This window comes from Psychrobacter sp. AOP31-B2-9 (genome assembly GCF_052378005.1).
Lineage (GTDB): Bacteria > Pseudomonadota > Gammaproteobacteria > Pseudomonadales > Moraxellaceae > Psychrobacter.
In genome coordinates this window covers 1-12,488 of the sequence record NZ_JBQSXG010000090.1, presented here as the reverse complement: position 1 = coordinate 12,488, position 12,488 = coordinate 1, and the positions used below count along the sequence as shown (strand labels likewise).

13 protein-coding genes are annotated in these 12,488 nt (G+C 40.2%); 7 read left to right on the top strand and 6 right to left on the bottom strand.

Annotated features, from left to right (window positions below; translation table 11 throughout):
• Positions 1 to 56: 56 nt before the first annotated feature.
• The gene (locus tag ACT3SX_RS10395; RefSeq protein ID WP_192520144.1) at positions 57 to 530 is read right to left on the bottom strand and encodes an EVE domain-containing protein; all 474 of its coding nucleotides are present in this window, start codon (positions 528 to 530) and stop codon (positions 57 to 59) included.
• A gap of 251 nt (positions 531 to 781) precedes the next feature.
• Here ACT3SX_RS10395 and hemW point away from each other — a divergent pair, with 251 nt between their 5' ends.
• Complete coding sequence (hemW, locus tag ACT3SX_RS10390; protein ID WP_192520145.1) at positions 782 to 2,101, top strand: radical SAM family heme chaperone HemW; 1,320 nt, start codon at positions 782 to 784, stop codon at positions 2,099 to 2,101.
• Between the two features lie 306 nt (positions 2,102 to 2,407).
• On the opposite strand, the gene ACT3SX_RS10385 is transcribed toward hemW, so the two are convergent.
• Complete coding sequence (locus ACT3SX_RS10385) at positions 2,408 to 2,548, bottom strand: entericidin A/B family lipoprotein (RefSeq protein WP_101204419.1); 141 nt, start codon at positions 2,546 to 2,548, stop codon at positions 2,408 to 2,410.
• Between the two features lie 258 nt (positions 2,549 to 2,806).
• Here ACT3SX_RS10385 and ACT3SX_RS10380 point away from each other — a divergent pair, with 258 nt between their 5' ends.
• A complete protein-coding gene (locus tag ACT3SX_RS10380; RefSeq protein ID WP_192520146.1) occupies positions 2,807 to 3,367 on the top strand; it encodes a tRNA (cytidine(34)-2'-O)-methyltransferase in 561 nt (186 codons plus the stop codon).
• Between the two features lie 158 nt (positions 3,368 to 3,525).
• Here ACT3SX_RS10380 and ACT3SX_RS10375 read toward each other — a convergent pair whose 3' ends face one another.
• The 4 genes from ACT3SX_RS10375 to tusD all read right to left on the bottom strand — a co-directional run bounded on the left by ACT3SX_RS10375 (position 3,526) and on the right by tusD (position 5,069).
• A complete protein-coding gene (locus tag ACT3SX_RS10375) occupies positions 3,526 to 3,891 on the bottom strand; it encodes a TusE/DsrC/DsvC family sulfur relay protein (RefSeq protein ID WP_192520147.1) in 366 nt (121 codons plus the stop codon).
• Complete coding sequence (locus ACT3SX_RS10370; RefSeq protein ID WP_192520148.1) at positions 3,888 to 4,217, bottom strand: hypothetical protein; 330 nt, start codon at positions 4,215 to 4,217, stop codon at positions 3,888 to 3,890. Before ACT3SX_RS10370 ends, ACT3SX_RS10375 begins: the two co-directional genes overlap by 4 nt.
• A gap of 23 nt (positions 4,218 to 4,240) precedes the next feature.
• Positions 4,241 to 4,564, bottom strand: coding sequence for a hypothetical protein (locus ACT3SX_RS10365; RefSeq protein WP_192520149.1), 324 nt, complete (start codon positions 4,562 to 4,564; stop codon positions 4,241 to 4,243).
• A gap of 88 nt (positions 4,565 to 4,652) precedes the next feature.
• Positions 4,653 to 5,069: a sulfurtransferase complex subunit TusD gene (gene tusD, locus ACT3SX_RS10360; protein WP_192520150.1), complete on the bottom strand. Its 417-nt coding sequence runs from the start codon at positions 5,067 to 5,069 to the stop codon at positions 4,653 to 4,655.
• Between the two features lie 217 nt (positions 5,070 to 5,286).
• Between tusD and glnE the strand changes: the two genes are divergently transcribed.
• The 5 genes from glnE (at position 5,287) to ACT3SX_RS10335 (ending at position 12,471) form a co-directional block, all read left to right on the top strand.
• Positions 5,287 to 8,157: a bifunctional [glutamate--ammonia ligase]-adenylyl-L-tyrosine phosphorylase/[glutamate--ammonia-ligase] adenylyltransferase gene (gene glnE, locus ACT3SX_RS10355; protein ID WP_192520151.1), complete on the top strand. Its 2,871-nt coding sequence runs from the start codon at positions 5,287 to 5,289 to the stop codon at positions 8,155 to 8,157.
• 190 nt (positions 8,158 to 8,347) lie between these two features.
• Positions 8,348 to 9,277: a branched-chain amino acid transaminase gene (locus ACT3SX_RS10350; protein ID WP_192520152.1), complete on the top strand. Its 930-nt coding sequence runs from the start codon at positions 8,348 to 8,350 to the stop codon at positions 9,275 to 9,277.
• 591 nt (positions 9,278 to 9,868) lie between these two features.
• Positions 9,869 to 10,528, top strand: coding sequence for a glycosyltransferase family 2 protein (locus ACT3SX_RS10345; RefSeq protein ID WP_442073190.1), 660 nt, complete (start codon positions 9,869 to 9,871; stop codon positions 10,526 to 10,528).
• A gap of 6 nt (positions 10,529 to 10,534) precedes the next feature.
• Positions 10,535 to 11,380 (top strand): glycosyltransferase family 25 protein, encoded by an 846-nt coding sequence (locus tag ACT3SX_RS10340; protein WP_225739356.1) that lies wholly within the window; start codon positions 10,535 to 10,537, stop codon positions 11,378 to 11,380.
• Entirely contained in the window at positions 11,377 to 12,471 is a 1,095-nt protein-coding gene (locus ACT3SX_RS10335) for a glycosyltransferase (protein ID WP_192520890.1), read from the top strand. The genes ACT3SX_RS10340 and ACT3SX_RS10335 overlap by 4 nt, the downstream gene beginning before the upstream one ends.
• Positions 12,472 to 12,488: the final 17 nt, after the last annotated feature.

Genomic DNA, 12,488 nt, shown 5'->3' with positions numbered 1-12,488 from the left:
GTGTCCAATGGTAGTCGGTATAGACCATCATAGAGAAAGGTAAATATGAACTTGGATCATATTAGTTCTAGTGTTTCAGCCATGTTCATAATCGCTTGCCAGTGCTTTGGCTCTAGCGGAATAACGGTGAGCTGCTGACAGCCTTTTCTCAGTAATAACGAGTCTTCGAGTGCTGGTAAAAATTTAAGCTCTAAGAGTGGTATAACATCGGTAAAGGCATGTTCAAACTTAACATCGACCATGTACCAGCGTGGTTCCTCTTCGGTGGCGATAGGGTCGTAATGGCGATGTTCAGGATGAAACTGAGTCGGGTCGGGGTATCCCGCTTTGCTAATAGTCATGATGCCAGCCACACCTGACGGTTTGGCGCTAGAATGATAAAAAATCACTTGGTCACCGACTTTCATATCATCGCGCATAAAGTTACGAGCACGATAATTACGTACGCCATCCCAGCCATCTGTGCCCAAACGTTGCAAGTCATTAATACCAAAAAACTTTGGATTGGATTTCATTAACCAGTAAGCCATATTATTATCCTGTTAATTATTATGGTTTTGTTAGGGTGTGTTGAACATTAATCAGCCGTTAGCCGGTGACAGTCGTTTTAGTGGTAGCCATTCTGCCAATAAGAAAGCGTAGTTAGTATGAGTGTTTGTTACTGGTTTTGTTATTGCAGGGATTTTCTTTAAGAGAGTCTTTTTTTTAATGAGTTTAGCCGTTATCCTAGCGCTACTTTCTGCTAATGACAGCAGCAACGTACTTATAGATAAATATTTTTATGTCAAATATCAATATCGTTAACGATTTACAGCAGATAGACATCTCTAATGACACTACTGCCAATGCGATAGAAGTCAGTGCTATTCCATTAGCGCTATATATTCACATTCCGTGGTGTGTAAAAAAGTGCCCTTATTGCGATTTCAACTCGCATGAGCTGCCGATAGATAGTCAGGTATCGATGTATGATGAGTATGTCGATGCATTGCTATCAGACGCGAACATGCAGCAGCCTTTAACCCAAAAAAGAGAAATTAGCTCGATATTTATCGGTGGTGGCACGCCATCGCTATTACCTATTGCCCAGTATCGGCGACTATTTTCTGGCTTGCAACGTATCTTGAAGTTTGCTGATGATATAGAAATCACCATGGAAGCCAATCCAGGCACATTAGAGCATGCGCCTTTTGCGCAATATTTAGACGTCGGTATCAACCGTTTGTCGATAGGTGTGCAAAGCTTTGCTGCTGATAAATTGGTAGCATTGGGACGTATACATAATCCTGATCAGGCGTTGTCTGCGATTCATGCTGCACGCGCTGCTGGGTTTGAGCGTGTCAATGTCGATTTGATGCATGGGTTGCCACAGCAAGCGATGGCTGAAGCATTAAACGATATTCAAATGGCACATGATGCAGGTGCAACTCATATCTCTTGGTATCAACTGACGATAGAACCTAATACCGTATTTTATCGTAGTCAGCCTATTTTGCCAGACGAAGACAATTTGGCAGATATTGAGCAAGCAGGTCAGACGCTATTGCAACAACTGGGCTATCACAATTATGAGGTGTCCGCTTGGGCAGGTGGATCTGATCAGCCGTGCCGTCACAATGTCAATTATTGGCAATTCGGTGATTATCTTGCCATTGGTGCGGGTGCTCATGGCAAAGTAACCGTTAGTCGCAGAACAACGATGAGTCATAAAGCGAATAACGCATCAGAAATGAATGAAAATGAAAGGTTAGTAGATGCTGGTATTTACCGTTTTAGCAAGTCACGGCTGCCTAAAGATTATGTGAGCTATCAGGATGTTACCGATTGCTCTAAAGCAAATGAAAATGCACCCAAAATGGTCGGTTGGAAAAAAATTGACAATAATGAGCTGGTCAGTGAGTTTATGCTAAATGCGCTGCGCTTACATGGCGGCGTTGCTTGGTCGTTATTTCAAGAGAGAACAGGACGAAAGCGTGATGACATTGCCTCATCCATAGATAAGCTGGTGGCACAAGGATTACTGACAGACAGTAGGGCGTGGTTACAGCCAACAGAATTGGGACAGCGTTATCTCAATCAGATATTAAGAGAGTTTTTATAGTGTTATAGTTTATCCGCTATAGAAATGTGACAGTGTTAAGCTTGTTTGAGTGATTTAATACATATCTACACTTGGTTGTTTTTTACCATTTTTACTTTATATATTGATAGCCTTTCAGAAAAAATCAGTGGAATATAAGCATCAATAAAAAAGGCTTACCAAATAAATGATAAGCCTTTTAAAAATCTATTATAGTCAAATCCAGATAAATCCGCTACATCGTCATCCTCGCTAACCATACTAATGTATCGCTTGCACTCGGTTTCCTTGTATCGAAATTATTTGAACTCAACTATATATTAATAATTAGATTTTATCTTGAACGTCTTGTGCGCCGCCAGTAACTGCATTACCAGCGCTTGATACGTCTTGACCCAAACCTTTAAAAGTGTTGCAACCAGTTAGTACAAACATAGCTGTCAAAGATGCGATGATTACTTTTTTCATAATAATATCCTCAAAATAAATTGTTTATAAATAATAACAGTGGTGTTAAGCATTTTGCTTAAGCCTTACTGAGGGTTTATTGAATAGAGAGATAATTATAAGTAATAACTATCTTGCTATCCGTTACAGACATCATAGTGAAAGTTAAAAACGTTGCACAGTATCAAAATGTAATTATTGGCAGTAAACTGTAACTTTCGATAACTCATTGACAATAAACATAAATAATAAGCCTTGACCACTTACGGAGTAGTTAGCATGACCATTCATATTGTATTGGTAGCACCCAAAATGCCTAGTAATACGGGTAATATTATCCGCTTGTGTGCCAATAGTGGCGCACAATTGCACTTAGTCAAGCCGTTAGGGTTTGAGCTTGATGATAAAAAACTACGCCGTGCAGGTTTGGATTATCATGAGTATGCACATCTGCAAGTACATGATGATTGGGTGGCCGCCAGACAGGCATTGCAAACTGCTGACTGTCATGTCGTTACGGCATTGACCACCAAATTGAGTAAACCATTTTACGATTATGATTTTAGTGGGCAGCAGGCAAGTGGGTCATCAGATGTGGCATTGATGCCCAATATCGCATTGGTGTTTGGCTCAGAAACGGCAGGTCTTGCAGATGATATACGAGCAGACATTGGTAGTGATAATTGGTTGAGACTACCAATGCTAGCCGATTCACGCAGTTTGAACTTGTCAAATAGCGTGGCGATATGTCTATATGAAATATGGCGTCAGCAAGGATTTGGTGGTGATGAAGGACGTAGCGTGGGTTATGAGACGTTGACGGTATACGATCCAAAATAGTGTTGCCAATGTTATCGTCATTGCGCTATACAACAATTAAAGCATAAAATGACTACAGCATAAAATGATTATAGCGTTAGCCTCGTTTGAAGCATTAAATATACGTCTACACTCGATCGCTTGGTACTACTTTTAAATTGAATCGACTATAGAGCGTGTTACAAGCAATTAGGCGGTTTTGGTAAACCTGCTAGACGATTGACATGACGGGCGACCAAACCTGTTTTGAATAGCTGCTGTAATTTTTGATTGCTAATATCGTGTTCAGGTAGCGTTTTTTGTAGCCATTTTATCAGCGGCCGTGTTGCGGGCGCATGATTAAATTTAGTAAAAAACGCTCGTACCTGCTGTAAAACCTCTAAATGCTCGGTCTCTAAATGTACGTCTAGCGTGTCAGCCAGCTGCTGTGCGATATCAGGTGTCCAGATAGTATGGTCACACAGATGACCGTCATGATCTAATTCAACACTAATTTCAATGTCATGAGGTGGTTTTGTAGGAGTAGTAGCATTATCGTTATTCATAAGGCAATAGTCACGACTTTATCAAATTGTTTGTCTTGAGTCAGGTTGACCCATTCATTATCTGTTAAGACGCCGCTTAGCTTGCTAGGCAACCTCAGTTTGTCAGTTGTATCAACAGATAGTTGTGAGATGTCATCGGCCAGTGCGTAAATACCAGCAATATCCTCAATATTGATATCGCCCAGATAGGCGTCTAGCCAGTCTATAAAAGCGACGGTCGTGCCAAGTAATACAATGCTGTCACCTGAGTGCCATGTACGTGACATCTCATCGACACTGCGTCTAAGTGTGTCTATTGTGCTGTGTAATTGATATAACGTTGCCATTTACTTTAATCCTATCTGATCAATTAAAAAGTCAGTATTTGTTCAAAATCTTGTGAGTTGACGATTTCTGGTATCAGGGTCAGTTGTGAGGCCAGGTCGGTTGGTAGCATGCCAGTGACCCAGCCACTAAAGACATCATCAGGTAACCAAGCCGCTGGCATATCATATAGCTCCAGTGATTGAATCATGCCATGCAAACGTGATTCAGATTGCATCAGTAGGCCAAAGACAGGGGCATCCAAATATAGTTGCACTTCATGACCAAAGGTCGCCAGTGTTAGGGCGAGTGCACAGCCTTCGTAACTGGCTATTTCAGTCGGTGTCTGCAACTGAATTAATAGTTTCATGATTAAATCCTAATCTGATTGGTCGCTTGACGGTTTATTATCGTCACGGTTAGGTTATCTAAGAGGTTTGTCTCAAAACAGTGTTCTGTTAAAACTGTATCAGACGACAGTTATCTTGCATCATCATAGCAAGCTCACTCAATCCGACCAGTGAAAAACCAGTAGCAAGGTTATCACCATTGAGTTGATGGCGTGTACTGTTGTCTGTGTCACTAATACCGCGGCTAAGTGCGGTACTGACACAGACTGGTAGTGACAATTGATACTGATCCGCAAGATGCTGCCATGCTTTGGTCAAATCGACCTGATCTGCTGACTGCCACCGCAAGCGGTTGGCGGTATGGGCACCGTCGCCGTAAAAAAAGACATTTAATTTTTTATTACTATTTATATCTTCCTGATTTAAGATGTTTTTGAGATAGGCATGAGCATAGCGTAGCGCTAGAGCGTTAAGCGGCTGACTAGGGTCAGCGGTAATCAGGAGTAAAGGAGTCGTGGTTGCCATAGTAAGTCTTATCAGTCATTAATGCTAAAGTGGTTTATGCTACCATAAAGCGTTCAAAAGCAAATAGAGTCAGTGTTATTAAAAGTGGTTTTATATTAAATACTGGCATATATTAGTATGGTTGTCCGATGCGGTGACTACCTCATAAGAAAAAACACTAATATTATGCGCTAGGTTCACGTAGTCTTATCATTCCAAGCAAGGAGTTTATTTACCTATGTTACCTGCTACGTCTTCACGTGAGATCCATGGTACAGATAGTCAGCCTACAGCAGATCAGCTGCAAGTATTGCAAACAGCTAGCGAGTTTGCATATCAGATTTGGGAGAGACGTACAGTCTCTTGCCAAACGTTTTTACGAAGTTACCCATTAGATCAGACTTTAACGCGGCAGCAGATTGACGATCTGATACAAGACTATACGTTGGATGAGAATTATCAACTTGCTGATGAAGTTAAGGTAATGAGAGGGCTACGTCATTTGCGCACCTTACTTATGATGCGTTGGATATGGCAAGATGCTTTGCAGGTGATTAAACTTGAGCAATTAACTGATGAGCTCTCTGAGTTTGCAGCTGGCTGTATCTCGTTTGCTAAAGATTATACCTATCAAAACTTGATTGACCAATATGGCGAACCGACTTTTATTGATGATAAAGGTCAGGTTCAAATTGATGATATGGCTATCATGGCTATGGGTAAGCTTGGCGCTCATGAGCTGAATTTATCGAGTGACATCGATCTTATCTTTGTGCATCAAGCACTGGGTGAAACCAATGGGGATAAAGCCAAAGGTACACGTAGTATAGATAATAAGCGTTTTATGACTAGGCTTGGTCAAGGTATTATCAAGTTGTTGGATCATAACACAGCAGATGGGTTCGTCTTTCGTGTTGATATGCGTCTGCGTCCATGGGGCGATGGTAGTGATTTGGCCATTCATCTGTCAGCACTACAAAAGTATTTTTGTCGACATGGACGAGCTTGGGAGCGTTTTGCATGGCTAAAAGCGCGAATAGTAGGGCAGCTAGAACAACCGTTTTATGATGAGTTACAAGCGCTTATTAAGCCATTTGTTTTTCGCTATTATGTTGATTACAGTGCTTTTTCAGCACTGAGAGAGATGAAATCTCTCATCCAAAACCAAGTGGCACAACGTGAAGATTTGGATAATATCAAACTTGGCGCAGGTGGTATTAGGGATATTGAATTTATCGTACAAGCGTTTCAGTTGATTTATGGTGGTAGGCATTCTCAATTACAAGTGAAGTCGTGTCTAGAAGCGATGCAGGTATTATATAAGCTCAAGTATTTAGAGCTTGTAACTTATAGGCATCTACAAGCAGCTTATCGCTTTTTACGTCGACTTGAGCATGCAATTCAGGCGATTAATGATCAGCAAACACAACGCTTACCACAGGATCCACATTGGCAACATAATCTGGCTATCACATTGGGTTTTGAGGATTGGAAAGCCTTGTTGCACACACTCAATCAGCATCGAAATAATGTAAATGTACCGTTTGAGAAGATGGTAATTGAACGGCAAGTACCAGATCAAGACGATGAAAGCCTTGAGCCAGAAGATCTTGATGAGCAGATTACACGCTTAAACAAAGTGCTCACACAAACAAACCGTGAGCTACTACAAAGCTTTTGGCAGTCAAAACTGGTCGGAAACTTAAGTGACGAAGCAAGAGAGCGTTTAGATGATGCATATCCTGTGATTGTCCATGCGCTATTGGCACATCAAGATCAGCAGCAATTGGCCAACACGGCGTTGCCACGTCTCATCTCCTTACTCGAAGCGATTTGTCGCCGTTCTATTTATTTAGTAATGATTGCAGAAAACCCAAATGCAACAACTGAACTCATTCCGATGCTGTCAGCGAGTCCTTGGATTGCAAAAGAGTTGGCACACTATCCTGTACTGCTAGATACTTTCTTACAGCAGCGCTACCATCATTTACCTGATAAGGCTGAGCTGCGTGATATTCTGCGTCAACAGTTATTACGTGTAGAACCTCATGATGAAGAAAAGCTGCTCAGCGTCTTACGACTGTTTAAAAAGAACCAAATATTGGCGGTGGCTGCTAGCGATATATTGGCTGAACGTCCTATTATGAAAGTATCTGATTCATTAACTTATATCGCAGCAGTGGTATTAGAGGCAGCATTAGAGCGTGCTTTTTCAGAGATTGTCAGCCGCTATGGCTATCCTATTGGCCAAGACGGCGACCCTGTGACTGAAGCCAATTGTGGATTTGCTATTATTGGTTATGGTAAACTTGGCGGGTTAGAGCTGTCCTATTCTTCAGACTTGGATTTGGTGTTTTTACATAAAATTAAAGAACAAGGCATGACCACAGGTGAAAAGTCTGTAAGCGGTATGAAGTTCGCTGCGCGCTTGGTACAAAAATTGATGAACTACCTCAATACGCAAACTCGAGATGGTCGTGTTTATGAGATTGATATGCGTCTGCGCCCTTCAGGTAATGCAGGCATGATGGTTGTGTCTTGTAATGCTTTTGAGACGTATCAGATGGATAAAGCCTGGTCGTGGGAACATCAGGCATTGGTGCGGGCGCGGGGAGTTTGTGGAGATAAAAGAGTCATGGCGCGCTTCTATGACATTCGACGAAATGTGCTGGCATTACCGCGTACGCTAGAGCAAGTGCGTAGTGAAGTCACCAGTATGCGTATTAAAATGCAAAAGCATCTAGGCACCAGCCAGTGGAAACAGCACGCTGGTAAATTCCATCTGAAACAAGATGCTGGCGGCATCATTGATATTGAGTTTTTGGCACAGTTTGCCGTATTGGCCTACTCACATGAGTACCCAAGCTTGACCAAATGGAGCGACAACGTTCGGATTTTTGAAGAGGTTGCATTACTAGGAATTTGGGAAGCGCAAGTTTGCCAAGACTTGACCGATGCTTATCTCAGAATACGCGCGGCCACCCATCAGTTGGCACTATCCGAGCAGTCGCTATTGGTCGATGAATCGCTATGGAAGGAAACGCGCGCACTGGTGCAAGATCAGTGGCAGCACTTGATGGGGGTGGATGATGCCGAGGATACGCCTTGAGCATTGAGACAATGTACAAACTACTTATAAAAAATTGACAATTGGTTTTCTTAAACCAATTTTCACAACCAAGATGCATTTTTTACCATAAAAATAGATGCGGTGGTGGTATCATATATGGTTGATAATCACTGTTAAACAAAACCTACTTAAAAAAGTTAGACGTCAGCGCTAGCATAAGGACTATAAAATGAATATGGCAACACAAGAAGGTAAGCTTTGGATGAATGGCACGATGATCGAGCAGCCGGACGCCCATGTTCACGTACTGACCCATAGCCTACATTATGGCATGGCAGTATTTGAAGGGGTTCGCGCTTACCAAACTGCTGACAACCGTACAGCGATTTTTCGCCTAAAAGAGCACACTGAGCGTTTGATGGGCTCAGCGAAGATTTTTCAGATGGATGTGCCTTTTGACGCAGCGGCACTTGAGCAAGCCCAGAAAGACGTGGTCAAACAAAACAACTTGGCAGAGGCGTATATCCGTCCGCTGATTTGGGTTGGCGCAGAAAAACTTGGCCTATCATCACGTGATAACAGTATCAATGCCATGGTCGCAGCATGGCATTGGGGCGCTTATTTGGGTGATGAAGGCATCAAAAACGGTATCCGTGTCAAAACCTCATCATTTACCCACCACATGACCAATGTGACCATGTGTAAAGCCAAAGCCTCGAGCAACTATCCTGTCTCTATCATGGCCAACCAAGAAGTCACCCGCAATGGCTACGATGAAGCTATCCTGATGGATCCACAAGGTTATGTCTGCCAAGGCGCAGGCGAAAACTTGTTTTTGGTCAAAGACGGCGTGCTACATACGCCAGATCTGGGCGGTGGTGCGCTTGACGGTATCACCCGTCGTACGATCATTCAGTTTGCTGACGACTTAGGTATCAAAGTCGTTGAGCGCCGTATCACTCGTGACGAGTTTTATTTAGCAGACGAGATCTTTATGACAGGTACGGCTGCCGAAGTGACCCCGATTCGTGAATACGATGACCGTACTATCGGCAATGGTGGTCGTGGTCCGTTGACTGAGAAGCTACAAAGCTTGTACTTCGATGTGGTACATGGTCGCAATGAGCAGTATATGGATTGGTTAAGTTTTATTGATTAATCCTAAGTTTAGAATAGTTAGAAACTTTTATATAAAAGAGCTAAGATTTATATGAGTCTTAGCTTTTTTTTTGAGTGTAATTTTTTTTAAAATGTTATATGATACCGAGCTCCGTACTTAGTATCATATAACGCATTATATTCTTATAAAAACACATAAATAGATCTCGTGCATAAGTCATTTCTATCCCTTTACTTTGTGAGCAGAAGTCAATAAAATGGTGCTTTTGTAATAGGTCTAATATATTTAGTTTTTCTGAATTTTTATTGTTTAATTCATTAGTATTATAAATTCATTACTTATTATGCATAGAAAAATAAATACTAATGCTTATAAATGCAGATTCATAATTGATAGTGTCTATATAAATAATATTAATTAACTTGATGTAATACAGTCAAACAAAGGCAGTTTTATTGAGAACAATAATACAAGTAATTACTCTGAGTTTCCCTTACCTTGATAAAGTTGAGTAAGTTTATGCAGTTTTCGGATAGTAGTGACATTACGTTAGTAATTACCAGTTGTGGAAGGTTCGATTTGCTTAAACGTACATTGGAGTCACTTGATAAATATATCGAGTATCCAATTATGAAAGTAATCATTACAGAAGATTCAGGTTCTAGTGATGTACATCTAACTATTCCTGAGCAGTGGAAGTTACATACAGATGTAATTATTAATGATGTCAAATTAGGGCAGCTAGCATCAATTGATAAAGCATATGAACTAGTTAAAACTTCTTATATTTTTCATTGTGAAGATGACTGGGAATTTTATAGAACGAATTTTATATCTGACTCACTAAAAATACTTACTACATATCCAGAAGTAGATGTAGTAAGGTTGCGAAGTTATTACTACGATATTGCTCCTCATTATCCCTTTCACTTTCTAGGTGAGCGTGAAGTTGTTGGAAGTATTCCTTTTTATAAGCTTGATAGTACAGACCCTCTATGGAGAGGTTTTAGTTTTAATCCTGGTTTAAGAAGACTCGCTGATTACAAAAAAGTTGCTCCTTATGCAAGATTTGAATCTTCATCTAAAGGGGAGTCAGGCATATCAATAGAGTTTCATAATTTGAATATGAGAACTGTCTTGCTTGAGAATGATGCATGCGCTCATATAGGCTACGGCAATCATGTAATAACTGATTCAGAAAGGCTTGTACAAGCGAAGAAGAAGAAGGTCCGCCAGTTTAGGTATGTTGGGCTGTTTATACTAGGGATTATTATTGGTAGTTGGATGTGATATTTTATGAAAGTATATGTAGTTAATATGGATAACCGACCAGACAGATGGAAACATATAGTATCTCAATTGACCGCTTTAGGTATTGAGTATACTCGAGTGTCAGCAGTCGATGGTAAGAGTTTAAATGTGGAAGAACAAAAGCTTTTTGATAAAAGAAGGTTTGTATTGGAACAAAAGAAACCTTCAGTTCTAGGAGAAATTGGTTGTGCAATGTCTCATAGGAATATTTGGAAAGATATTGTAAGAAATGAAATTAAATATGCTTTAGTGCTTGAAGATGATGTTAATTTAGAAAACATAATAGTTGACTTTCTAAGTAATAAATCAAATTTTGAAAAGTTCGATTTATTAAACATATCATCTAATCAGCCTTATTCTCTGCAAGGAATTGACAAGATAAAATTAGATTCACATAATGAGGCAGTAAGGCCCAATAAATGGAAACGTAAAAAGAGAAAGCAATGGAAAAAAATGGAATGGCGACGTCGGTGGCGTATATTCAGCATCAAGAAAGTATGTGAGGGCTTTTATACCTGTGAATGTGACCCAGCACCAGCATTAACAAGCGGGTATATTATATCTAATCATGGAGCTATTCATCTATTAAATACTTCAGAGTCTATGTTTTATCCTATTGATTTAACATGGCGCTACAGTGGTGGAAAGTTAATTGAAGGCTTTCTTAGTCAGCCTTTAGTAATACAATCATTAGATGATACAGACATCCATGGTCGATATAAAGGATATAAACTAAATTTAAGAGAGAAAATACTAAGGGCTATTTTTAAAAGTCGTCGCATTAAGCGTAGATGGGATATCTTAAAAATGTATGGTTTCACAAAGCTATGACTAAAAATCAGCCAAATAAAATAATATTAACTATCTTTAGTCTACAAGGTGGAGGTGCAGAACGCTTTGTATTGACCCTTGCAGAGGGCTTTAAGACGTTGGGTTATGATCCACATATTATTTGCTTTAAAAACCAAATAGACTACCCAAAACCAGATGTGGCATTGCATTTTTTATCTTATCAGTCTTATCGATGGATGCCTAAGTATATCCGAAATAAGGTGTTTGCTCGAGTGTTCGATAAATATGTAAAAAACAATATTACTAATACACCTGCACTTTTGATATCTAATTTATGGCAGGTGGATCAGGTCCTAGCATATAGTAAGTTGCCTAATAAGTTGTTTGTAATACATAACACCTTATCTAAGGAAAAGAGTATCCATACCTATTTAACGAATGAAGCGCTACAAAACGTATATTCAAATCAGAACATTGTAGCAGTTAGTCAAGGTGTGAAGCAGGACTTCGAAGGTATAGTCAAACAGATAAGCTCACTTACAGCTATTCATAACCCAATTGATAGAGAGTTTATTTTAAAATCTGCTAAGCAGTTGGATATACTACACAAATTAATCACTCAGTATCCATTACTCAAGCAGGGTTATCTCATTCATGTCGGAAAGTTTAAGGCTCAAAAAAATCATATGGACTTGATAAAGGCTTATGCGAGGAGTCATCAGAGAAAACCATTGCTACTGGTAGGGCAGGGAGAGCTTAAACAAGAATGTGAAAACCTCTGCAGTGAGCTAGGTGTCACAGATAAGGTTATATTTTGTGGGTTTGAGCCGAACCCTTATCCTTTGATAGTTAATGCTGATGCGATGGTGCTTTCTTCAATTTATGAAGGGTTTGGCATTGTAATAGCGGAAGCTTTGGCTTTAGGTGTGCCAGTTATAAGTACAGACTGTGAATCTGGACCAAGAGAGCTTCTTCCTGAGAGTAACCTAGTGAAGGTAGGTGATATAGAGAGTTTATCTGCTAAATTGAATGAGATTAGTGAAAGTCCTGAAAGCTTTAGTAGTAGCTTTGACGTAGGTTTGCTACCTGATAGTGTTGCTCAAAAATATCTTCAGACTTTAGAATCCTAATGAAAAAAGAGTCAATT

Coding starts and splice junctions, on each gene's coding strand:
- ACT3SX_RS10395 (WP_192520144.1), bottom strand. CDS start 530: ATGGCTTACTGGTTAATGAAATCCAATCCAAAGTTTTTTGGTATTAAT.
- hemW (WP_192520145.1), top strand. CDS start 782: ATGTCAAATATCAATATCGTTAACGATTTACAGCAGATAGACATCTCT.
- ACT3SX_RS10385 (WP_101204419.1), bottom strand. CDS start 2,548: ATGAAAAAAGTAATCATCGCATCTTTGACAGCTATGTTTGTACTAACT.
- ACT3SX_RS10380 (WP_192520146.1), top strand. CDS start 2,807: ATGACCATTCATATTGTATTGGTAGCACCCAAAATGCCTAGTAATACG.
- ACT3SX_RS10375 (WP_192520147.1), bottom strand. CDS start 3,891: ATGAATAACGATAATGCTACTACTCCTACAAAACCACCTCATGACATT.
- ACT3SX_RS10370 (WP_192520148.1), bottom strand. CDS start 4,217: ATGGCAACGTTATATCAATTACACAGCACAATAGACACACTTAGACGC.
- ACT3SX_RS10365 (WP_192520149.1), bottom strand. CDS start 4,564: ATGAAACTATTAATTCAGTTGCAGACACCGACTGAAATAGCCAGTTAC.
- tusD (WP_192520150.1), bottom strand. CDS start 5,069: ATGGCAACCACGACTCCTTTACTCCTGATTACCGCTGACCCTAGTCAG.
- glnE (WP_192520151.1), top strand. CDS start 5,287: ATGTTACCTGCTACGTCTTCACGTGAGATCCATGGTACAGATAGTCAG.
- ACT3SX_RS10350 (WP_192520152.1), top strand. CDS start 8,348: ATGAATATGGCAACACAAGAAGGTAAGCTTTGGATGAATGGCACGATG.
- ACT3SX_RS10345 (WP_442073190.1), top strand. CDS start 9,869: ATGAAAGTAATCATTACAGAAGATTCAGGTTCTAGTGATGTACATCTA.
- ACT3SX_RS10340 (WP_225739356.1), top strand. CDS start 10,535: ATGAAAGTATATGTAGTTAATATGGATAACCGACCAGACAGATGGAAA.
- ACT3SX_RS10335 (WP_192520890.1), top strand. CDS start 11,377: ATGACTAAAAATCAGCCAAATAAAATAATATTAACTATCTTTAGTCTA.